This is a genomic window from Streptomyces sp. NPDC088706 (genome assembly GCF_044752765.1).
In the GTDB taxonomy this organism is placed as follows: domain Bacteria; phylum Actinomycetota; class Actinomycetes; order Streptomycetales; family Streptomycetaceae; genus Streptomyces.
Genome location: NZ_JBIVLW010000006.1, coordinates 122,577 through 144,236 on the forward strand (window position 1 = coordinate 122,577; position 21,660 = coordinate 144,236).

The 21,660-nt window shown below is 72.4% G+C and carries 21 protein-coding genes; 8 read left to right on the top strand and 13 right to left on the bottom strand.

From position 1 onward, the window contains the following. Positions 1–27 precede the first annotated feature (27 nt). The 8 genes from ACIQAK_RS17280 to ACIQAK_RS17315 form a co-directional block, all read right to left on the bottom strand. Positions 28–2,406 (bottom strand): phosphoketolase family protein, encoded by a 2,379-nt coding sequence (locus tag ACIQAK_RS17280; RefSeq protein ID WP_366389522.1) that lies wholly within the window; start codon positions 2,404–2,406, stop codon positions 28–30. Positions 2,407–2,485: 79 nt separating this feature from the next. Beyond that, positions 2,486–3,898 (bottom strand): NADP-dependent succinic semialdehyde dehydrogenase, encoded by a 1,413-nt coding sequence (locus tag ACIQAK_RS17285; protein WP_366389521.1) that lies wholly within the window; start codon positions 3,896–3,898, stop codon positions 2,486–2,488. A 189-nt stretch (positions 3,899–4,087) separates the two neighbouring features. Beyond that, complete coding sequence (locus ACIQAK_RS17290; protein ID WP_366389520.1) at positions 4,088–4,546, bottom strand: ATP-binding protein; 459 nt, start codon at positions 4,544–4,546, stop codon at positions 4,088–4,090. A gap of 167 nt (positions 4,547–4,713) precedes the next feature. After that, a complete protein-coding gene (locus tag ACIQAK_RS17295) occupies positions 4,714–6,810 on the bottom strand; it encodes a xanthine dehydrogenase family protein molybdopterin-binding subunit (RefSeq protein ID WP_366389519.1) in 2,097 nt (698 codons plus the stop codon). A 61-nt stretch (positions 6,811–6,871) separates the two neighbouring features. Continuing rightward, positions 6,872–7,882 (bottom strand): xanthine dehydrogenase family protein subunit M, encoded by a 1,011-nt coding sequence (locus ACIQAK_RS17300; protein ID WP_366389518.1) that lies wholly within the window; start codon positions 7,880–7,882, stop codon positions 6,872–6,874. Continuing rightward, positions 7,879–8,439 carry a 2Fe-2S iron-sulfur cluster-binding protein gene (locus tag ACIQAK_RS17305; protein WP_366389517.1) on the bottom strand — a complete coding sequence of 187 codons (561 nt, stop codon included), beginning with the start codon at positions 8,437–8,439 and terminating at the stop codon, positions 7,879–7,881. The genes ACIQAK_RS17300 and ACIQAK_RS17305 overlap by 4 nt, the downstream gene beginning before the upstream one ends. Positions 8,440–8,525: 86 nt before the next feature. After that, on the bottom strand, positions 8,526–8,915 hold the full coding sequence (locus ACIQAK_RS17310; RefSeq protein WP_366389516.1) for a hypothetical protein: 390 nt from the start codon (positions 8,913–8,915) through the stop codon (positions 8,526–8,528). Positions 8,916–9,004: 89 nt separating this feature from the next. Beyond that, positions 9,005–9,970 carry an LLM class F420-dependent oxidoreductase gene (locus ACIQAK_RS17315; RefSeq protein WP_366389515.1) on the bottom strand — a complete coding sequence of 322 codons (966 nt, stop codon included), beginning with the start codon at positions 9,968–9,970 and terminating at the stop codon, positions 9,005–9,007. An 88-nt stretch (positions 9,971–10,058) separates the two neighbouring features. Here ACIQAK_RS17315 and ACIQAK_RS17320 point away from each other — a divergent pair, with 88 nt between their 5' ends. After that, positions 10,059–10,412, top strand: coding sequence for a DUF6479 family protein (locus tag ACIQAK_RS17320; protein WP_366389514.1), 354 nt, complete (start codon positions 10,059–10,061; stop codon positions 10,410–10,412). Between the two features lie 158 nt (positions 10,413–10,570). Then, positions 10,571–11,395, top strand: a complete 825-nt coding sequence (locus ACIQAK_RS17325; protein WP_366389513.1) for a VOC family protein — start codon at positions 10,571–10,573, stop codon at positions 11,393–11,395. Between the two features lie 6 nt (positions 11,396–11,401). Here ACIQAK_RS17325 and ACIQAK_RS17330 read toward each other — a convergent pair whose 3' ends face one another. Beyond that, on the bottom strand, positions 11,402–11,935 hold the full coding sequence (locus ACIQAK_RS17330) for a DUF6328 family protein (protein WP_366389512.1): 534 nt from the start codon (positions 11,933–11,935) through the stop codon (positions 11,402–11,404). Between the two features lie 225 nt (positions 11,936–12,160). Here ACIQAK_RS17330 and ACIQAK_RS17335 point away from each other — a divergent pair, with 225 nt between their 5' ends. Next, positions 12,161–12,541 (top strand): VOC family protein, encoded by a 381-nt coding sequence (locus ACIQAK_RS17335; RefSeq protein WP_366389511.1) that lies wholly within the window; start codon positions 12,161–12,163, stop codon positions 12,539–12,541. A 10-nt stretch (positions 12,542–12,551) separates the two neighbouring features. On the opposite strand, the gene ACIQAK_RS17340 is transcribed toward ACIQAK_RS17335, so the two are convergent. Then, positions 12,552–13,046, bottom strand: a complete 495-nt coding sequence (locus ACIQAK_RS17340) for a GNAT family N-acetyltransferase (RefSeq protein ID WP_366389510.1) — start codon at positions 13,044–13,046, stop codon at positions 12,552–12,554. A 201-nt stretch (positions 13,047–13,247) separates the two neighbouring features. On the opposite strand from ACIQAK_RS17340, the gene ACIQAK_RS17345 reads away from it, so the two are divergent. Both ACIQAK_RS17345 and ACIQAK_RS17350 read left to right on the top strand, forming a co-directional pair. After that, positions 13,248–13,832, top strand: a complete 585-nt coding sequence (locus ACIQAK_RS17345; RefSeq protein ID WP_366389509.1) for a hypothetical protein — start codon at positions 13,248–13,250, stop codon at positions 13,830–13,832. After that, a complete protein-coding gene (locus tag ACIQAK_RS17350) occupies positions 13,829–14,497 on the top strand; it encodes a hypothetical protein (protein ID WP_366389508.1) in 669 nt (222 codons plus the stop codon). Before ACIQAK_RS17345 ends, ACIQAK_RS17350 begins: the two co-directional genes overlap by 4 nt. 67 nt (positions 14,498–14,564) lie before the next feature. Here the strand turns inward: ACIQAK_RS17350 and ACIQAK_RS17355 are convergent, their stop codons facing one another. From ACIQAK_RS17355 to ACIQAK_RS17365, 3 genes are all read right to left on the bottom strand, one after another. Continuing rightward, positions 14,565–14,750 carry a hypothetical protein gene (locus tag ACIQAK_RS17355; protein WP_401848281.1) on the bottom strand — a complete coding sequence of 62 codons (186 nt, stop codon included), beginning with the start codon at positions 14,748–14,750 and terminating at the stop codon, positions 14,565–14,567. Between the two features lie 99 nt (positions 14,751–14,849). After that, entirely contained in the window at positions 14,850–15,647 is a 798-nt protein-coding gene (locus ACIQAK_RS17360) for a tyrosine-protein phosphatase (protein ID WP_366389507.1), read from the bottom strand. A gap of 93 nt (positions 15,648–15,740) precedes the next feature. Next, a complete protein-coding gene (locus tag ACIQAK_RS17365) occupies positions 15,741–16,262 on the bottom strand; it encodes a DUF6325 family protein (RefSeq protein WP_366389506.1) in 522 nt (173 codons plus the stop codon). A gap of 290 nt (positions 16,263–16,552) precedes the next feature. Here ACIQAK_RS17365 and ACIQAK_RS17370 point away from each other — a divergent pair, with 290 nt between their 5' ends. Genes ACIQAK_RS17370 through meaB form a run of 3 tightly spaced genes read left to right on the top strand, consistent with a single transcriptional unit; the run spans position 16,553 to position 21,660 of the window. After that, entirely contained in the window at positions 16,553–18,415 is a 1,863-nt protein-coding gene (locus ACIQAK_RS17370) for a methylmalonyl-CoA mutase family protein (protein ID WP_366389505.1), read from the top strand. Continuing rightward, complete coding sequence (scpA, locus tag ACIQAK_RS17375) at positions 18,415–20,652, top strand: methylmalonyl-CoA mutase (protein ID WP_366389504.1); 2,238 nt, start codon at positions 18,415–18,417, stop codon at positions 20,650–20,652. The genes ACIQAK_RS17370 and scpA overlap by 1 nt, the downstream gene beginning before the upstream one ends. Before the next feature lie 12 nt (positions 20,653–20,664). Further along, positions 20,665–21,660, top strand: coding sequence for a methylmalonyl Co-A mutase-associated GTPase MeaB (gene meaB, locus ACIQAK_RS17380; RefSeq protein ID WP_366389503.1), 996 nt, complete (start codon positions 20,665–20,667; stop codon positions 21,658–21,660).

Consider the following 21,660-nt stretch of genomic DNA (forward strand, 5'->3'; position numbering starts at 1 on the left):
ACATCCGCCATGATCGCCCCAACTGCCTCAGCCGCCCCAGCTCCACTCCTCCACCTCGGGCAGATCGACGCCGTGCTCACGGATCCAGGCGTGGTGGCGGGTGCGGACATCGGCCATCGCCTGGCGTACGGCGACCGCGCGGACGCCGAGCCCCGGCACCCGGTCGATGACGTCCATGACCAGCCGGTAGCGGTCCAGGTCGTTGCGGACCACCATGTCGAACGGCGTGGTCGTGGTGCCCTCCTCCTTGTAGCCGCGCACATGCAGGTTGGCGTGGCCCGCCCGGCGGTAGGCGAGCCGGTGGATCAGCCACGGATAGCCGTGGTACGCGAAGATCACCGGCTTGTCGCGGGTGAACAGGGCGTCGTACTCGGAGTCCGGCATCCCGTGCGGGTGCTCCTCGTGCGTCAGGATGCGGGCCATGTCGACCACGTTGACCACGCGTACGGCCAGCTCCGGCAGATGGCGCCGGAGCAGATCGGCGGCGGCCAGGACCTCCAGGGTCGGCACGTCCCCGGCACAGCCGAGCACCACGTCCGGGTCCCGGCTGCCGTCCTCGGTCCCGGCCCACTCCCATGCTCCGGCTCCGCGGGCGCAGTGGGCGCGGGCCTCCTCCAGGGTGAGCCAGTCGAAGGTCGGCTGCTTGCCGGCCACGATCACGTTGACGTAGTCCCGGCTGCGCAGCGCGTGGTCGGCCACCGAGAGCAGGGTGTTGGCGTCCGGCGGCAGGTAGACGCGGACGACCTCGGGGCTCTTGTTGAGGATGTGGTCGACGAATCCGGGGTCCTGGTGCGAGAAGCCGTTGTGGTCCTGGCGCCAGACGTGCGAGGTGAGCAGGTAGTTGAGGGAGGCGATGGGCAGCCGCCAGGGCAGCCGGCGCGAGGTGCGCAGCCACTTGATGTGCTGGTTGACCATCGAGTCGACGATGTGGGCGAACGCCTCGTAGCTGGAGAAGAGCCCGTGCCGTCCGGTCAGGAGGTACCCCTCCAGCCAGCCCTGGCAGAGGTGTTCGGAGAGGACCTCCATCACCCGGCCGTCGCGGGCCAGGTTCTCGTCGGTGGGCAGGGTCTCGGCCTGCCAGGCCTTGCCGGTCGCCCGGTAGAGGTCTTGCAGCCGGTTGGAGGCGGTCTCGTCGGGGCCGACCACCCGGAAGTCCCGGCGCTCGGCCGTCGCCGCCATGACGCCCTCCAGGAGCCCGCCGAGCACCTGGGTCGGCGAGTGGGAGGCGGAGCCCGGCTTGTCGACGCGTACGGCGTGGTCCTCCAGGGCGGGGATCGGCAGGTCGCGCAGGAGCAGACCGCCGTTGGCGTACGGGGTCGACCCGAGCCGTGCCGTCCCCTCGGGAACGCAGGCGAGGACCTGTCCGGTGGGCCGGCCGTCGGCGTCGAAGAGCTCCTCGGGGCGGTAGGAGCGCAGCCAGGCCTCCAGCTGCCGCAGGTGCTCCGTGTTGTCCCGGACCCCGGAGAGCGGCACCTGATGGGAGCGCCAGGTGTTCTCGACGGGCAGCCCGTCGACCTCCTTGGGGCCGGTCCAGCCCTTGGGGGTGCGCAGCACGATCATGGGCCAGCGGAGGCGCTCGGTCACGCCTTCCTCGCGGGCGGCCCGCTGGTGGGCGGCGATCCGCTCCACGGCGGTGTCCATCGCGGCGGCCATCGCCCGGTGGACGGTGGCCGGGTCGTCGCCGGTGACGTACAGCGGGTCGTGGCCGTAGCCGCGCAGGAGCTGGTCCAGCTCGTCCTCGGGCAACCGGGCCAGCACCGTCGGGTTGGCGATCTTGTAGCCGTTGAGGTGGAGGACCGGCAGGACGGCCCCGTCGTGGACCGGGTCGAGGAACTTGTTCGCGTGCCAGGACGCGGCGAGCGGCCCGGTCTCCGCCTCGCCGTCGCCGACCACGCACGTGACCAGCAGGTCCGGGTGGTCGAAGGCGGCGCCGTAAGCGTGGGTGAGGGCGTAGCCGAGTTCGCCGCCCTCGTGGATGGAGCCCGGGGTCTCCGGGGCGACATGGCTGGGCACCCCGCCGGGGAAGGAGAACTGCTTGAAGAGGGCGGCCATGCCCTCGGTGGTGCGGGGCACGTCGGGGTAGGTCTCGGAGTAGCTGCCCTCCAGCCAGGCGTTGGCGAGGACGGCCGGGCCGCCGTGGCCGGGGCCCCACACGCAGAGCGCCTCGATGGACCGGTCCTTGACGACGCGGTTGACGTGGGTGTGGACCAGGTTGAGCCCCGGTGAGGTGCCCCAGTGGCCGAGCAGCCGCGGCTTGATGTCCTCGGGGGTGAGCGGCCGGGTGAGCAGGGGGTTGTCCATCAGGTAGATCTGGCCCACGGCGAGGTAGTTGGCCGCGCGCCAGTGCGCGTCCAGCGCGGCGAGTTCCTCGTCGGAGAGGGTGGGCGGATTGTGGGTGTCGCTCACGGAGCAGGTCTCCTCAGGGGTGACGGCGCGCGGGTGGGGCTGCCTCGGGGGTAGGAACACAGGACCGAGGGCTCGGGGCTCAGGAATTCTCGGGGCCGTACCAGAGGGTGGTGGCGTTGCAGAACTCGCGGATGCCGTGCCCGGCCAGCTCACGCCCGTAACCGGAGCGCTTGATCCCGCCGAAGGGCAGGGCCGGGTGCGAGGCGGTCATCCCGTTGAAGAAGACCCCGCCGGCCTCCAGGTCGCGGGCACACCGTTCCTGCTCCCCCGCGTCACGGGTCCAGACGTTGGAACTGAGCCCGAACGGCGTGTCGTTGGCCAGGTGCACCGCCTCGTCGAGGTCGGCGACCCGGTAGAGCGTGGCGACCGGGCCGAAGGTCTCCTCGCGGTGGATGCGCATGGCGGGGGTGATCCCGGCGAGCACGGTCGGGTCGTAGAACCAGCCGTTCTCCAGGCCGCCGTCGAGCTTGTCGGGCCGGCCGCCGCCGCACAGGACGGTGGCGCCGCGTTCGACGGCGTCGTCGACGAGCTCCTCCAGGTCGGTGCGGCCCTGCTCGCTGGAGAGTGGCCCGACGTCGGTGGTCTCCTCCAGCGGGTCACCGACGGTCAGGGCGCGCATCCCGGCGGTGAAGTGCTCGGCGAACGCGTCGTACACGTCGGTGTGGACGATGAACCGCTTGGCGGCGATGCAGGACTGGCCGTTGTTCTGGACGCGCGCGGTGACGGCGGTGGCCGCCGCCTTCTCCACGTCGGCCGAGGGCAGCACGACGTACGGGTCGCTGCCGCCGAGCTCCAGCACCGTCTTCTTGACCTCGTCGCCGGCGGTGGACGCGACGGCGCGGCCCGCCGGTTCGCTGCCGGTGAGGGTGGCCGCCGCGACCCGGGGGTCGCGCAGGACGGCGTCGACCGCGCCCGAGCCGATCAGCAGCGTACGGAAACAGCCCGCCGGGAAGCCGGCCCGGTGGAACAGGTCCTCCAGGTAGAGCGCGGTCTGCGGGACGTTCGAGGCGTGCTTGAGCAGGCCTACGTTGCCCGCCATCAGCGCGGGAGCGGCGAAACGCACCACCTGCCAGAGCGGGAAGTTCCACGGCATCACGGCGAGGACCACACCGAGCGGGCGGTAGCGGACCAGGGCCCGGGACGCGCCGGAGTCGTGCACGTCGTCGGGGTTCGGGTGCTCGTCGGCGAGCAGGCGCTCGGCGTTGGCCGCGTACCAGCGCATCGCCTTGGCGCACTTGGCCGCCTCGGCGCGGGCCGCGGTGACCGGCTTGCCCATCTCGAGGGTCATGGTGCGGGCGATGGTGTCGCGGTCCGCCTCCAACAGGTCGGCGGCCCGGTTCAGCCAGGCGGCGCGCTGCTCGAACGGGGTGGTGCGGTACTGCTGGAAGGTGGTGTGGGCGGCGGCGATCCTGCGCTCGGTCTCCTCCTCGCCCAGGGCGTCGTAGGACCTGATCAGTTCGCCGTTCGCGGGATTGACCGTGGCGATGGGCATGGCGGTGGCCTCCTTGCATCGGTGTCTCGACGGTGCCGCGCCACGTGGTCGGGCGCAACGCGGCCCCTCTCGCACGTACCCGGCCGACGCGGATCATGCGTGCCGGTCGGGGCACGTTCCGCGTCGGCCGGGTGTGCGGTGCTGCCGGGGACGTGCACGAGCGCCGCGAGCGGGGCGCGTGCCGGGGACCTACCCGAGCGCCGCGAGCGGGGTGCGGCGGGACTCGCGGACGCCGGGCGGCGGGGGGTAGGGCAGCAGTCCCGCGGTCTGCTGCGCCTGGGCGTAGCGGGTGAACCAGACCACCTTGCCGTCCGTGGTCCGGCAGGTGCCCCAGCTGTCGCTGAGGGCCATCACCCGGCTCAGCCCGCCGCCGGCCGGCAGCAGCCGGGGCATCCGGGCACTGTTGTCGGCGACGGACCCGGTGACGTGCCGTCCGGTCCAGCGGAGTTCGACGACGCACTCGTCGGCGTCGCCGACATGCCGGTGGACGTTGTTCAGGAGTTCGTCCAGGGCCCGGCACACCGGCCGGACGTGGAGTTCGAGACTCCAGTGACGAAGGTGCGCGGCGACGATGCGCCGCACCTGGGAAACGCGCTCTGCCGACACCTGCAGTTCGACCGCGTAGCGCCGGTCGAGTGGAACGGTCATCGTCGAGGCTCCTCACCACGAGGCCCACATGCTTCACCCCGTCGTACCGACGACCCCCGAACACGAAGCGTGAGGGACAATCACTTCTGGGTCACTCATCAGGGTCACCCGAGTGCGCCGTCCTCGCAACAGATGAGCTGTCCGCCCTGGTGAGGAGGGGGATGTCATCACAGGAGGTAGGGCAGCAGCCGGTCGGGGGTGAGCGGCAGTTCGCGCAGCCGGGCCCCGGTCGCGTGGCGGACCGCGTTCCCGATGGCGGCCGCGGTGCCGACGATGCCGATCTCCCCGATGCCCTTGGAGCCCATCGGGTTGAGGTGGGGGTCGTCCTCGTCGATCCAGTGCGCCTGGATGTCGAAGGTGTCGGCGCAGACGGGGACGTGGTAGGCGGCGAGGTCCTTGGCGGTGAAGTCGCCGAAGGCCGGATCGATGGAGGACCCCTCGGTCAGCGCCATGCCGATGCCCATGACCATGCCGCCGGTGAACTGGGAGCGTGCGGTACGGGCGTTGAGGATCCGCCCGGCGGCGTACACCCCGAGCAGTCGGCGCACCCGGACCTCGCCGGTGACGGAGTCGACGGCCGTCTCGGCGAAGTGGGCGCCGAAGGCGTGCCGGGCGTAGGGGGAGTCCGCGGCGGTCTCCTCCTCGGTGTCGCCGGTGGCGGTGAACCCCTCGGCCGGCAGCGGGCCCCGGTGGCCGGCGAGCCGGGCGGCCAGCTCGGTGGCCGCCTTGTGCACGGCCCAGCCCCAGGAGGCCGTGCCGGAGGAGCCGCCGGCCAGTGGGGCGGTGGGCAGGTCGGTGGAGCCGATCGCCACGTCCACGGTCCCGACGTCGACGGAGAGCGCCGAGGCGGCGACCTGCGCGAGGACGGTCCGGGCGCCGGTGCCGATGTCGGTGGCGTTGACCTCGATCCGGAAGGTGCCGTCGGCCGCCGCGTGGGCGCGCGCGGTGGACCGGGAGACCATGACGGGGTACGTCGCCGAGGCCACGCCCGTACCGACCAGCCAGCGCCCCTCGGGGCGGGCGGCGGGACGGGGGTCGCGGCCGGCCCAGCCGAAGCGTGCCGCGCCCTCGCGCAGACAGGCGGCCAGGCCCCGGCTGCTGAAGGGGCGGTCGCTGTCCGGTTCGGTGTCCGGGTCGTTGCGCAGCCGCAGCTCGACCGGGTCCATGCCGAGCGCGCAGGCGAGTTCGTCCATGGCCGACTCCAGCGCGTACATCCCCGACGCCTCGCCCGGCGCCCGCATCCAGGAGGGGCTGGGGACGTCCAGGGCGGCCACCCGGTGCGTGGTCGTGCTGTCCGGTGATCCGTACATCACGCGGGCGGGTACGGCGGCCTGCTCGACGAACTCCTTGATGGTGGAGGTCTGCGTGAGGACCTCGTGGGAGACGGCGTGCAGGGTGCCGTCGAGGTCGGCGCCGAGGCGGACCCGCTGGATCGTGGGGGCCCGGTGGCCGACGACCTCCGCGAGCTGGGCGCGGGGGAAGACCAGCTTCACCGGGTGGCCGGTGTGCCGGGCGGCCATGGCGGCCAGGATCGCCTGGGGGCGGGTGGTGCCTTTGGATCCGAAGCCGCCGCCGACGTGCTCGTTGACGACGGTGATGTGCTCCAGGTCGAGTGCGAAGGCCCGGGCCAGGCTCTCGCGGACGGTGTTGGAGCCCTGGCTGGAGTCGTGGACGGTGAGGTGTCCGTCCTGCCACTGCGCGGTCGCGGCGTGCGGTTCCATGGGGTGGTTGTGGAGGGGGGTGAGGCGGTAGGTGGCGTCTACCTGGACGGGGGCGGCGGCGAAGGACCGCTCGAAGTCGCCGCGCTTGCGGACGGCGGGGAAGCCGCCGTTGGCCTCCTCGGGCGTGTAGAGGCCCGGGTGGTCCTCGGTGAGGATCACGTCGTGCTCGGCGCTCTCGTACTCGACGAGAAGCCGCCCCGCGCCCGTCCGGGCCGCCTCCAGGGAGTCGGCGACGACCAGGGCGATCGGCCAGCCGTGGTGCGGGACCCGGTCGTTCTGGAGGACGGCGAGGATCGGGTCCTCGGGTTCGGCGAGCTCGGGCGCGTTGTCGTGCGTGAGGACGGTGTGCACGCCGGGGACGGCGAGCGCGTCGACCGCCCGTACGGCGGTGACCCGGCCGGCGGCGATGGTGGCCGGGACCGGCCAGGCGTACAGGGTGCCGGGCGGGGTGTGCTCGGCCGCGTACCGGGCGGTGCCGGTGACCTTGTCCCGGGCCTCCCTGCGGACGACGGGCGCACCGGTGAGCTGCGGGGCGTGGGACATGGCGGCGGGGTCCTCCGGTCGGTGGGGCGGGGGCGTGCGGATGTCGGGCGGGACCCGGCGGTCAGGCGGACGGGGAGGTCTGCGGCTGTGGCGGACCGGCGAGCTCGCCCAGTACGTCGACGGCGAGGCGGCGGACGAGGTCGACCTTGAAGGCGTTGTCGCGCAGGGACTGCGCCTCGGCCAGTTCGGCGATCAGGGCGTGCTGGAAGGCGGCGGGCGTGGCGGGGGCGCCCAGCAGTTCGGCCTCGGCCCTGCGGGCACGCCACGGCCGGTGGGCGACGCCGCCGAATGCGAGCGTGGCCCGCTCCACACGGCCGCCGTCCACCTGGAGGGTGGCGGCGACGGAGACCAGGGCGAAGGCGTAACTGGCGCGGTCGCGGGCCTTGCGGTAGCGGGAGACGGCCCCCTCGACCGGCGGTGGGAGCACCACCTCGGTGATCAGCTCGCCGGGCCTGATCACGGTGTCCTGGTCGGGGTTCTCCCCCGGCAGCCGGTGGAAGTCGGTGACGGGTACGGTCCGTTCGCCCTCGGGGCCCAGCAGCACCACGGCCGCGTCCAGCGCGGCCAGGGCCACGGCCATGTCGGACGGGTTGGTGGCCACGCACTCCGCCGAGTGCCCGAGGATCGCCAGGTCACGGTGGGCGCCCTCGCGGGCGGGGCAGCCGGAGCCGGGGAGCCGTTTGTTGCAGGGCTTGGAGACGTCCTGGAAGTAGGAGCAGCGGGTGCGCTGGAGGAGGTTGCCGCCGGTGGTGGCGGTGTTGCGGAGCTGTCCCGACGCCCCGGCCAGCAGCGCCTGCGAGAGCACCGGGTGGTCACGGCGTACGTCGGGGTGGGCGGCGAGGTCGCTGTTGCGCACCGTGGCGCCGATCCGCAGACCGCCGTCCGGGGTGCGGGCCACCCGGTCCAGCGGCAGCTTGGTGACGTCGATGAGGAGGCCGGGTTCCTCGACGCCGAGTTTCATGAGGTCGACGAGGTTGGTGCCGCCGCCCAGGAACCGGGCTCCGGCGCCCTCGGCGCAGAGCCGCACGGCTTCGGCGGTGGTACTGGGTCGCTGATAGCCGAACGGTTTCACGGCGTCACGTCCTCGATGGCTTCGACGATCCGGGGGTAGGCCCCGCACCGGCACAGGTTGCCGCTCATCCGCTCACGGATCTCCTCCGCGCCGAGGGCGGGCGCCTCGGTCAGGGCGTCCGGCGCGGTGGCGTGGGAGGGGAACCCGTCGGCCGCCTCACCGAGCATGCCCACGGCCGAACAGATCTGTCCGGGGGTGCAGTAGCCGCACTGCAGGGCGTCGCGCTCGACGAACGCCTGCTGCACGGGGTGGAGGGTCCCGCCGTCGGCGAGACCCTCCACCGTGGTGATCGCCGAGCCGTCCTGGGCGACGGCGAGCAACAGGCAGCTGTTGGCGCGGCGGCCGTCGACGAGGACCGTGCAGGCTCCGCACTGGCCGTGGTCGCAGCCCTTCTTCGCGCCGGTCAGACCGAGCTGTTCGCGCAACAGGTCCAGGACCGTGGTGCGGTGGTCGAGCGTCAGCGCGGTCTCCTCCCCGTTGATGTGCAGGGTCACGGCGGAACGTTCGACGGTGACCGGTCCCGGTGCGGTGACCGCACCGAGGGCGAGGGAATCCATGCTCGAACACCTTTCACTACGGGCCCTGTCGACCCTGCTCACGAGCTCTTCGACGTCCGTGTCCCCCGTCAGGGGCGGCGCACGCGTCAGCGGTTGTCCAAGCGCAGCCGGACCTCCTGCTCCTGGTCCCCGGCGGCGGTGCCGACGACGCGTACGGCGAACGCGCCGGTGAGGTGGGTGCGCAGCCGGTCGACGGCCCAGTAGCCGCCCTGGGCGTCCACCGTGACCGGGGCGGAGAGGCGTACGGGCTCCGCGGCGGCCTTCGGTTCGGACACGTCGACGGTGGTGACCCAGACGGTCGGGCGGGGGCCGCTCGTCGTCTCGGGTTCGTCGCCGGCGTCACGGTCGGAATCGAAGGCGCTGCCGAGCACGCCGAACACGCTCCGCGCGTCCGCCAGGTCGCACCGGCTCAGTGACACCAGCACCTCCTGGTCGGCCGTGGAGTTCTCGCCGCTTCGTTCGGGGGTGCTGTTCACATGGTTCCTTCCATAGGGTGTCGGCCTTCGGGTCAATTCCAGGCTGACCCCGCATCGGGCCGACGGCGACACGGGAGGGCCGAAGAGGGCTACAGATCGCGCAGAGCGGGCAGGAGGGTCTTCTCCGACCACGAGATGAAGGACTGCTGGTGTTCCCCGCCGACCTGGACCAGTGCGATCTCGGTGAATCCCGCGTCGCGGTAGGCGCGCACCGCGTCGACGAACTCGTCGACTTCCTGCCCGCACGGGATCGCCGACGCGATGTCCTCCTCGCGGACGAGCTCGGTGGCCTGGGCGAAGCTCGCCGGTCCGGGGAGTTCGGAGTTGACCTTCCAGCCGCCGACCGACCAGCGGAACTGTTCGTGGGCGCGGCTGACGGCGGCGTCCCGGTCGGTGTCGTAGCAGACGGGCAGCTGGCCCACCCGGGGCTTTCCGGCGCCGCCGTGGCGGTCGAAGTCGTCGAGGAGCTCGCTCTTGGCCTCGGTGGCGATCACCAGGTCGGCGCCCTTGCCGGCGAGGGCGCAGGAGACGGGCCCGGAGACCGCGACGCCGATCGGCACCCGGGTCTCGGGCAGGTCCCACAGCTGAGCGTTCTCCACGTCGAAGTGGGTGCCGTGGTGGTTGACGTTCCCGCCGTCGAAGAGGGCGCCGATGATCTCCATGGCCTCGCCGAGCATCTCCAGCCGGACTTGGGCGGCGGGCCAGCCGGCGCCGACGACGTGTTCGTTGAGGTTCTCGCCGGAGCCGAGGCCCAGCCGGAAGCGGCCCTCGGCGAGGATCTGCAGCGTCGCGGCCTTCTGGGCGACGACGGCGGGGTGGTACCGGGTGGTCGGACAGGTCACGTACGTCATCAGCCCGATGCGCTCGGTCGCCTGCGCCGCCGCGCCGAGCACGGCCCAGGCGTACGGGGCGTGCCCCTGTTCGCGGAGCCAGGGGAAGTAGTGGTCGGAGGTGACGGAGAAGTCGAATCCCGCCTGCTCCGCGGCGACCACGTCCCGTACGAGCTCTCGTGGTCCGGTCTGTTCGGTCATCATCGTGTAGCCGATTCGCACCATGCGAAACGCTTTTCCCCTGAGATACTCATAAAACATGAATTGATGTGAACAGCCGACTGACACCCTCCCTCCGGGGTATGCGGCAACCATGGATGCATCGAACGGAGCCACGCAGTCACTGGCCGCCCTGCTCGCCGACAGCTCAGGCGCGCTGGCCATCGTCTTCCCCGTCGCCGCACTCGCCGTGGTGGGCCTGCTGATCGGCGGTTTCGTACTGGGCAAGCGCAAGAAGGACGCCGAACTGCCGCCGCCGCTGCCCCACGAGCAGCCCACGAAGCCGGAGGGACGCGCCCACATCGACGCGCACGACCCGCACTCCTCCGACCGCTTCCCCGACGACGGCAGTGCCCTCACCCCGCACCAGCTGGACGACCACGGCAACGAGCCGCTCCCGCCCCACCAGGACGACCCCCGCACCGACGGGGACCATCCGCGCGGCTGACCAGCGGCAGCGAGCAGCGTGGGCGGGCCGGACTCCGGCCCGCCCACCGGACTTTCCGCGGCGGCCCGCGTTTGCGCGACCGGCCGGGTCGGCCGAGGGTGGGTGCTGGACCGCAGCGGCTCACCGTGCGCCGCACACCAGCGAGAAGGCAGTGGACCATGACCGGAAGCGAGCCCCGTACGGCCCCCTCGGCCGCGCCCCTGACAGGCTCCGCCGCGCCGTGCTCGGTCACCTTGATGACCCGGGACCTCCAGGCCGCCCAGCGGTTCTACGCCGGGGTACTGGGCTGGTCGTTCCGCCCGGGGCGGCTCGGCGCGGAGTTCTCCGTGGCCCGACGCGGCGACATCCCGGTCGCGGGCATCTTCGCCGTCTCGTCGGCGTACCAGGTCGCGGTGGCCTGGACGCCGTACTTCGCGGTGGCGGACGCGGACGTGGCCGCCTCCCGGGTCAGGGAGCGCAGCGGAACGGTGGCGGTGGGGCCCCTGACGCTCGGCAAGGGGCGCGGCGTCCTGGCATCGGACCGCGACGGGGCCGCCTTCGGCCTCTGGGAACGCACCGAACCGGCCGCCTCGCCGCCCGCCCCCGACGACCACGCGCACGCCTGGCTGCGGCTGCGGACCCGCAACGCCTTCGATGCGGCGATCTTCTACGGCGGGGTACTCGAGTGGGCGAACGGACGCCCCGGATGCTGTGACGTCGCGTACGAGGGTGAGGAGGTCATCGTGCGGTGCGGGGGGCGGCCGCTGGCCCGGATCAGCTCCGGGGCGGTGGAGGCCGCCGTCGATCCGCTGGTGCGCCCGCACTGGCAGGTGCAGTTCCCGGTGGAGGACGTTCCCGTGACGGTCGCGGCGGCCGGACGGCAGGGCGGCTCCCTGGTCGAGGAGCGGTCCGTCCTCGGCGGCAGGGAGGCTACCCTGCGGGACCCCGACGGCGCACTGTTCACGGTGACCGACGTGCGCGGTCCGGCCGGCCCGGGGAGCTGAGCGCACTCAGTCCTTCGTAGCGGCGGACGGGCTCTTCCCGCGCGAGTCATCCGAGCGGGGTCCGGAGCGGCCACGGGCCAGCGCCCAGACGGGGAAGATGAACCAGCAGGCCAGGAACCACAGCGCTATCCCGCCGACCAGCCAGAGGGCGAAGGTGTTGTGGAGGGCGACCCGCATGATCAGCAGCAGGGTCGAGCACATCGTGCAGAACAGCAGCACCAGCCCGAGCACGGTCATGCGCGAGGCCCAGATGACCGTCTCCGGCTTCATCCGGCGCCCGGTGAGCAGCCGGTGGTAGGTGACGGGTCCGATGAGCGCGGCGACGGTCGCGGAGCCGAGCACGACCGTGACGATGTAGATGTCGCGGTCCACGTCGGTGAGGTCGGCGAACCTCGGCTGGAACACCACGGCGAGGAGAAAACCGAACAGGATCTGCACCCCGGTCTGGGCGACCCGCAGTTCCTGGAGCAGTTCGGACCACTGCCGGTCCGCCCGCTCGTCCTCGGTCTCCTCGCGGCCTCTGCCGTTGGTCTCGGACACGGGCGCCTCCTCATCTCGACATGACGGGAGCACTGATACGCCCGTTCGATTCGTCGCCTACAGATGCCCCGCCCCCGCGTCGTCAATCCCACGAAGACCGACCGCGATACCCACTCGACCGGAACCCACCGCCCGACTAAGATCCTTCCACGGCATCGCGCGTCGGTCACCGTCCGGGTGAGGCGTGGAGGTAGCCCGTGAGATGCCTGTTGGAGGCATTCCACCGTGTCGGTCGAGTTGCACCACACCATCGTTCATTCCCGCGACAACCGCGAGTCCGCCCGGTTCCTGGCTGATCTGCTGGGCCTGGACATCGGCCCGGAGTGGGGCCCGTTCATCCCCGTCGTCCTGGCGAACGGCGTCACGCTGGACTTCGCCACGGCCCCCGGAGCGTCGATCACTCCGCAGCACTACGCCTTCCTCATCTCGGAGGCGGAGTTCGACGCGGCGTTCGCCCGGATCCAGGAGCTGGGGATCGCGTACTACGCCGATCCGCATCTGAAGTTCCCGGGCGAGATCAACCACAACGACGGCGGCCGGGGCGTCTACTTCCCCGATCCGAGCGGTCACGGCATGGAGCTCATCACCCGCCCCTACGGCGGCTGAGCGCGGGCGTTCAGCGCCCGACGGGGAGCAGGAGCTCGGGGCGGTCCCACATGACCGCGGGCGGGTTCGCGCGGACCGTGCCGGTGGGTTCGGCGCCCATCTCGCGGTAGAAGCCCTCGGCGGGCGGGTGGGCCACGATCCGGACTCCGGTCAGGCCCGCCCGCTCCGCCTCCTCGCGCAGATGAGCGATGAGCAGCCGCCCGATGCCGAGCCCCTGCGCCTCGTCGGCGACGAACATCAGGTCGAGTTCGGGCGGTTGGAGGATCAGCGCGTAGAAGCCGAGGACCCGGTCGACGCCGCGCTCGGCGGCGACGAAGACCCGGTGCGCCTCGATGTAGTCCGGCCCGACGCGGTAGCCGGCGACCATCGGGGCGTACGGTCCCTCGTAGGCGCGTGAGGTCCGGACCAGCCGGGTGAGCCGGCGAGCGTCCCTCGCCGTGGCCCGGCGGATCAGGAGATCCCGCCGGACCGGGCCGCGTCCGGGGGGCGTAACGCCTGATCTCATACGTCGAGTATTACGTACGAAGGCGCTTGCCCGGTACACGGAGCACTCCGGAGGGCTGGGCCCGCATGAACGGCTGTTCGGGGGTACACGGACCCCTGCACGTCGCCCGGCGGTTGCTCCGCCGGGCCGGGACCGAGAGGGGTTGACGACTGTGCGACAAGGAAGCTGCGTACCGGCCGACGAGCGGTGGGGGCGGTAGCCGTGACAACAGCGATCATCATCATCGCCGTGGCCCTCGTGGTGGCCGCCGCCGTCTACTTCTTCGTGGTACGCGGCCGTTCGGCCGGCGGCGGCCGGGGACTGCGCAGTCGTTTCGGCCCCGAGTACGACCGGGTGGTCGCCCGGCACGGCGGCGACACCAAGGCGGCCGAGCATGAGCTCGATGAGCGGGTGAAGCGCCACGGAGACCTGGAGAAGCGGCCGCTGACCGAGGCGGCCCGCGCGGATTACACCGCCCGCTGGGCCCGCACCCAGGAGCAGTTCGTCGAGTCGCCGCAGCAGGCGCTCGACGAGGCCGACGCATTGCTGGCCGAACTCTCCCGCGACCGTGGTTTCCCGGCCGGCGAGAGCTTCGAGGACCGCACCGACGCGCTCTCGGTCCACCACGCCCGCCATGTCGACGGCTACCGCAGGATCCACACCGCGCGGAACGACGGCACCGGCACCGAGGAGATGCGTGAGGCCTTCGTCGAGGCCCGCGGCCTCTTCGACGCACTCCTCGCGGACGGCCCGGCTGCACGCGAACACGGCAACCGACAGCTCACGAAGGGACGGGGCACATCATGACGCAGATTCCGAACGGCACCGAGAACACCGGTGACACGCCGAACAGGCCCACCCCGTCGACCGGGGCCGAGCGCGTCCCGCCCGTGACGCCTCCAGGCGACCCGCTCGGTACGCCCGTGCCTCCGGCGGCCGCCGAGCCGGCCGGGCCCCCGCAGACGAGCGGCACCACCACCGGCGCGCCCGCCCCGGCGTCCGCACCCGCCGCCGACAGGACCCACGCCGATCCCGCCCGTACGGACGCCGCCCGGGACACCGGCCGGACCACGGCTTCGGCCGGCGGCAAGGACAGGGACGAGGACAGGGACACCGGCCGGGCGACCACCTCCTCCCCCGGCAGGGACACCGGCCGTACGACGCCCTCTTCCGGCGGCACGGACACCGCCAAGGGCTCCGGCCGCCCGCTGTTCTCCCAGGAGGAGCGGGAGAAGTTCGACGCGCGCATCCACCAGGCGGTGGCCGGTTTCGTGGAGAACCCGCGTCAGGCGGTGCAGGAGGCCGACGCGACCTTCGACGAGGTCGTCGCCGGTCTCACGCACGCCCTGACCGAGCGGTCCCGGCTGCTGCGCGCCGACCGCGACGGCGAGCGGTCCGACGCGGGTACGGAGGATCTGCGGATCGCCCTCCAGCAGTACCGCGATCTGACGGAACGTCTCGTGCGCCTCTGAGCGGTGACCGCGTGACGCCCGGCCGTGAGGGCCGGTCCTACCCCGTACGCAGGGGGCGGACCGGCCCTCACGGTTCTTCCCCTCCGGGACTCTCCCCCTGATGGATCGCGGGCCGATGGCTCGCGGGCTGATGGATGGTGGGCCCGGGAGTGGGCTCCGCGTCAGGCCCCGCCACCCTGCCGACGCCGAAGGCGATGGCGAAGACGGCGGTGACCCTGGCGACGAAGGCCGCGATCCTCAATCCGGTGTTCATGGCTGTCCCCCAGCGGACGACGGCGGATTCCGACTCCGTCAACATACCCCCTAGGGGTACCCTTGTCACACCCGGGGACCGCCTCGTCCGCACCGCGGTTCAGCCGGTGATGACCAGCCCCTCGCGCAGCCGGTCCAGTGCGGGTCCAGGAATGCGCAGCCCTGTGCGTACATACCCGTCGAGGCCGCCCCACCGTTCGTCCATCGCGTCGAGCGCCACGTCGAGGTAGCGGGGGCGGACCTCGACGATCGCCGCCGCGACGGCCGGATCGCCGCCGCCGTCCAGGAACTTCTGGACGTACGGTGCGAACGCGGCCCGTACGGCCGGGTTCACCGCGAGGAAGTCCGACCGTACGGTCTCCCGCGAGGCCCCCAGGATCATCAGCAGGACGGCCGCCGCCCAGCCGGTACGGTCCTTGCCCGCCGTGCAGTGGAAGAGCACCGGTCGCGCGCCGGGGTCCGCGGCGGTCTCCAGGAAGGCCCGGTACGCGGCCGCCGCGCCGGGCGAGAGCACCATCTTGCGGTAGGTCTCGGCGAACAGCTCCTCGGCCCGGCCGCCACCCAGCGCGCGTTCCGCCTCGTCGGGATCGGCGAGCAGCGCCTTGAGCCTGGCCGGCGCCACGCCGGGGTGGTCTCCGAGGACGTCGGCGACGAAGAGCCGGGCCCGGTCCGGCAGCCGGTCCGGGGCCCACTGCCGTTCGTCGGCCGTGCGCAGGTCGACGACCGTACGGATGCCGAGCGCGGCCACCGCCCGGTCGCGGCCCGGGTCGAGGTCGCTCAGCTGCCCCGAGCGGAACAGGACCCCCTGCCGAACCCGGCTCCCACGGCCCAGGGGGATGCCGCCCAGGTCACGCAGATTGACGACGGTGGCGGCCGGAACGGTCCGGGCGGTCTGCACGATGAACTGCCTCTTTCCCTGATGAGAACGCCTGGGGTCCCGCAAGCCCGATGGCCCACCGGCCAACGGCCCACCGGCCCTTGGGACCGGAGCTCAGTCCGCCAGCAGCTTCGCCTTCTGCTCCGCGAACTCGGCATCGGTGAGCACGTCCCGTCGCCACAGCTCGGCGAGCCGTTCCAGCCGGGTGATGATGTCGTCCTCCTCCCCGGCATCGCCCGCCCCGGCCCCCGCCCCGCCGAAGCGCTCGTGGGCGACGAACGCGCCGCCCGCCTCCCGGAAGGCGCGGGCGAGCCGCGAGGTCCACAGGTCCTCACGGACGACGAGTGCGACCACCTCGCCCCGCGGCACGCCCCGCTCCAGCACTTCGAGACTCCCGGCGCCCAGCGCCACGGCCGCCCCGCCCGTAGCCGCATCGCGGGGAACCGTTCCCCGCGGGTCGAGTTCCCCCAGCTCCACCGGGGCCAGCGCCCCGCCTTCGGCGCGGCGGACGAAGGCCAGATCACCGGGGCGTACCGCGCCGGAGGCCACGGCATCGGCGAGGACGGGCACGACGGCCCCGGTGAAGCCGCGGCCGGGAAAGGCGACGACGAGGTGTTCCACAGGTCCGACGGCCACGGTCGCGTCCTCTCCGCATCCCGGCGGCCACGAGGGCGCCGGGATGGATACGGGCATTCCAGGGATTACATAAGAAACTAGGAAACTTCGCACATAATATGCATGAACGGTCGAATTACCCCATTGTCGAGCATGGCCGTGTTGCGCCCGGCTCGACCGGGGTCCGGAACGCGTGACGGGGTCGGACCGCTGTCGCCACTCCACGTGAACGATCACGTGCGGACCGGAGAGGGCAAGGTCACAGCACGTGCCCCTGCTGCTCGTTCCCCGTGCTGGCCTAGCATCTGAGCATGACGGTCCAGCCTGCTGACGGGCTCTCTCCGGCCGCCGCGTTCCCCGACCCCTCCCATGACCAGTGGCAGAGCCTCGTCGAAGGCGTTCTGCGCAAGTCGGGCAAGGAAGTCTCGGGCTCGGCCGCCGAGGAAGCGCTGTCCACGACATTGGAGGACGGGCTCACCACCCGGCCCCTGTACACCGCGCACGACACCTCGCCGGACACCGGCTTCCCCGGCTTCGCGCCCTTCACCCGGGGCAGCCGGGCCGAAGGGAACGCGGCGGGCGGATGGGACGTGCGCCAACGCCACGCCCTGAGCGACCCCGCCCGGCTGAACGAGGCGGTGCTCGGCGATCTGGAGAACGGGGTCACCTCGCTCTGGCTCGCCGTCGGCGGCCCGGCGGGCGTCCCCGTGGGCTCGCTCGCCCGCGCCCTGGACGGCGTCTACCTCGACCTGGCGCCCGTCGTCCTCGACGCCCCGGCCGACCTGGACGCCGCCGCCGGCGAGCTGCTGCGGCTGTACGAGGAGCGCGGTGTCGCCAAGGGCGAGGCCCGCGGCACGCTGGGCGCCGACCCGCTGGGCCACGAGGCCCGGACCGGTATCGAGGCGGACCTCGCCGCCGCCGTCCACTGGGCGCGGGTCTGCGGCCAGGAGTACCCCGGGCTGCGGGCCATCGCCGTGGACGCGCTCCCGTACCACGAGGCCGGCGGTTCGGCCGCCGAGGAGCTGGGGCTCTCCCTGGCGACCGGCGTCGCCTACCTGCGGGCGCTGACGGCGGCCGGGCTCGGCGTCGAAGAGGCCTGCGCCCAGCTCGAGTTCCGTTACGCGGCCACGGCCGACCAGTTCCTGACGATCGCCAAGCTGCGTGCGGCGCGCCGGCTGTGGGCGCGGGTCGCCGAGGTGTCGGGGGCTCCCGGCGCCGGGGCGCAGCGGCAGCACGCCGTGACCTCACCGGTCATGATGACGCGCCGCGACCCATGGGTGAACATGCTGCGCACCACGCTGGCCACCCTGGGCGCGGGGGTCGGCGGCGCCGACTCCGTCACCGTCCTGCCGTTCGACCACGCGCTGGGGCTGCCCGACGCGTTCGCCCGGCGAATCGCCCGCAACACCTCCACGATCCTGATGGAGGAGTCGCATCTGGCCCGGGTCATCGACCCGGCGGGCGGCTCCTGGTACGTGGAGCGGCTCACCGACGAACTCGCCGCGTCCGCCTGGGCGTTCTTCCAGGAGACCGAGCGGGCGGGCGGACTGCCCGCCGCCCTGCGCTCCGGGATGGTCGCCGAGCGGCTCACCGCCACCTGGGCGGCGCGCAGCGCGAAGCTGGCCCGACGCAAGGAGCCGGTGACGGGGGTCAGCGAGTTCCCGATGCCCTCCGAGCGCCCGGTGGAGCGTGAGCCGGCGCCCGACCCGTACGCGGGGGCTCCGGGCGGTCTGCCCCGGGTCAGGCGCGACGAGGCGTTCGAGGCGCTGCGCGCCCGGTCGGACGCTCACCTCGCGGCGACCGGCGAGCGCCCGAAGGTGTTCATCGCCGCACTGGGTCCGGCCGCCGCGCACACCGCGCGGGTCTCGTTCGCCGTCAACCTCTTCGGGGCGGGCGGGATCGAGGCGGTGCACGAGCCGGTGTCGGTGGACGCGGCGACGGCCGGCGAGGCCTTCGACGCCTCCGGTGCGGGCGTGGCCTGTCTGTGTTCCTCGGACGCCCTGTACGCCGAACAGGCCGACCGGGTCGCCGGGGCGCTGAAGTCGGCGGGCGCGGCGCAGGTGTTCCTCGCGGGACGCCCCGGCGAGTACGCCGATGTCGACTCCTACGTCTTCGCGGGCTGCGACACGGTCGCCGTTCTCACCTCCGTACTCGACCGCATGGGAGTGGCGTGATGCAGACATCGCCCGCGGAATCGAAATCCACCGGGAAACCCTCCGTTCCCGACTTCTCCGAGGTCGCGCTGGAGTCCCCCGCTCCCCCGGCCGGTTCCGCCGAGGCGTGGCAGGCGGCCGTGGTGAAGGCGGCCGACGGCTCCGAGGCCCCGCTCTGGGAGACCCCCGAGGGCATCACGGTCAAGCCGCTCTACACCGGCGAGGACCTGGAGGGCCTGGACGCGCTGCACAGCTACCCGGGCATCGCCCCGTACCTGCGCGGGCCCTACCCGACGATGTACGTCAACCAGCCCTGGACGATCCGTCAGTACGCCGGGTTCTCCACGGCCGAGGAGTCCAACGCCTTCTACCGGCGCAACCTCGCGGCCGGGCAGAAGGGCCTGTCGGTCGCCTTCGACCTGCCGACCCACCGGGGATACGACAGCGACCACCCCCGGGTGACCGGCGACGTCGGCATGGCCGGGGTGGCGATCGACTCGATCTACGACATGCGCCAGCTCTTCGACGGCATTCCGCTGGACCGGATGTCGGTGTCGATGACGATGAACGGCGCGGTGCTCCCCGTACTGGCGCTGTACATCGTGGCCGCCGAGGAGCAGGGCGTACCGCCCGAGAAGCTGGCCGGGACCATTCAGAACGACATTCTGAAGGAGTTCATGGTCCGCAACACCTACATCTATCCGCCGACGCCCTCGATGCGGATCATCTCCGACATCTTCGCGTTCACCTCGCAGAAGATGCCGCGCTACAACTCCATCTCGATCTCCGGCTACCACATCCAGGAGGCCGGGGCGACGGCCGACCTGGAGCTGGCGTACACGCTGGCCGACGGGGTGGAGTACCTGCGCGCCGGGCAGGAAGCCGGCTTGGACGTCGACGCGTTCGCGCCCCGGCTGTCGTTCTTCTGGGCGATCGGCATGAACTTCTTCATGGAGGTCGCCAAGTTGCGGGCGGCCCGGCTGCTGTGGGCGCGGCTGGTCGAGCAGTTCGACCCGAAGAACGCCAAGTCGCTGTCGCTGCGCACCCATTCGCAGACCTCGGGCTGGTCGCTGACGGCGCAGGACGTGTTCAACAATGTGACGCGTACGTGTGTGGAGGCGATGGCCGCGACGCAGGGGCACACCCAGTCGCTGCACACCAACGCGCTGGACGAGGCGCTGGCGCTGCCCACCGACTTCTCCGCGCGGATCGCCCGTAACACCCAGCTCCTGCTCCAGCAGGAGTCGGGGACCTGCCGGGTCATCGACCCGTGGGGCGGCAGCGCGTACGTCGAGAAGCTGACGCGCGACCTGGCGGAGAGGGCCTGGCAGCACATCGAGGAGGTGGAGGCGGCCGGCGGGATGGCGAAGGCCATCGACGCGGGCATCCCCAAGCTCCGGGTGGAGGAGGCGGCCGCCCGTACGCAGGCGCGGATCGACTCCGGGCGGCAGCCGGTGATCGGGGTGAACAAGTACCGGGTGGAGACCGACGAGAAGATCGACGTGCTCAAGGTCGACAACTCCTCGGTGCGCACCCAGCAGATCGAGAAGCTGCGCCGGCTGCGCGAGGAGCGCGACGAGGTGGTGTGCCAGAAGGCGCTGCGGGCCCTGACGGCCGCCGCCGAGCGCAGCCCGGGCCCGGGACTGGAGGGCAACCTGCTGGCGCTCGCGGTCGACGCGGCGCGGGCGATGGCCACGGTCGGGGAGATCTCGGACGCGTTGGAGAAGGTGTACGGGCGGCACGCCGGGCAGATCCGTACGATCTCCGGTGTGTACCGCAAAGAGGCAGGGGACTCCCCTTCGGTGGACCGCACCCGCGCACTGGTCGACGCGTTCGAGGAGGCGGAAGGGCGCCGTCCGCGCATCCTGGTCGCCAAGATGGGCCAGGACGGCCACGACCGGGGTCAGAAGGTGATCGCCACGGCCTTCGCCGACCTGGGCTTCGACGTGGACGTCGGCCCGCTGTTCCAGACGCCGGGCGAGGTGGCGCGGCAGGCCGTCGAGGCGGACGTGCACATCGTGGGCGTCTCCTCGCTGGCGGCGGGACACCTGACCCTGGTGCCGGCGCTCCGTGAGGAGCTGGCCGCCGAGGGGCGCGAGGACATCATGATCGTGGTGGGCGGGGTGATCCCGCCGCAGGACATCGAGGCCCTGCACGAGGCGGGGGCGGCCTCGGTCTTCCCGCCGGGGACGGTGATCCCGGACGCGGCCCACGATCTGGTGACGCGGCTCGGCGCCGCGCTCGGCCACGAGCTGTGAGCCGCTGACCGGATGGCTGCCAAGATCGACATCGACAGTTACGCGCGGGGAGTGCTCGACGGCAGGCGGGCGTTCGTGGCGCGCGCCATCACGCTCGTCGAGTCGACGCGGGCCGAACACCGGGTGCTGGCGCAGGAGTTGCTGAGCCGGCTGCTGCCGCACGCGGGGGCCGCCCGGCGGATCGGGATCAGCGGGGTGCCGGGGGTGGGCAAGTCCACGTTCATCGACGCGCTCGGCACGATGCTCACCGGGCTCGGGCACCGGGTGGCGGTCCTCGCCGTCGACCCGTCCTCCAGCCGTACCGGCGGTTCCATCCTGGGCGACAAGACCCGGATGGAGCGGTTGGCGGTGGACCCGGCCGCGTTCGTGCGCCCCTCCCCCACGGCGGGCACGCTGGGCGGGGTGGCGAAGGCGACGCGGGAGTCCATCGTGGTGATGGAGGCGGCGGGATACGACGTGGTGCTCGTGGAGACGGTGGGGGTCGGGCAGTCGGAGACGGCGGTCGCCAACATGGTCGACACGTTCCTGCTGCTGACCCTGGCCCGTACCGGTGACCAGTTGCAGGGCATCAAGAAGGGTGTCCTGGAGCTGGCGGACGCCATCGCGGTGAACAAGGCCGACGGTCCGCACGAACGCGACGCCCGCTCGGCGGCGCGCGAACTGGCGGGCGCGCTGCGGCTGATGCACCCGGTGGACGCGGCCTGGACCCCTCCGGTGCTCACGTGCAGCGCCCGGGAGTCGACCGGGCTCGACACGCTGTGGAAGCGGCTGGAGCAGCACCGTACGGTCCTGGAGTCCACCGGCCGGCTGGCGGCCAAGCGCCGCGACCAGCAGGTGGACTGGACCTGGACCATGGTCCGCGACGAGCTGCTGGACAGCCTGCGCAACCACCCGGCGGTACGGAAGCTGGCTCCGGAGCTCGAACAGCGGGTCCGCGAGGGCACGTTGACGGCGACGCTGGCGGCCGAGGAGATCCTGCGGGTGTTCCGGGGCGACGAGCCCGCCTGA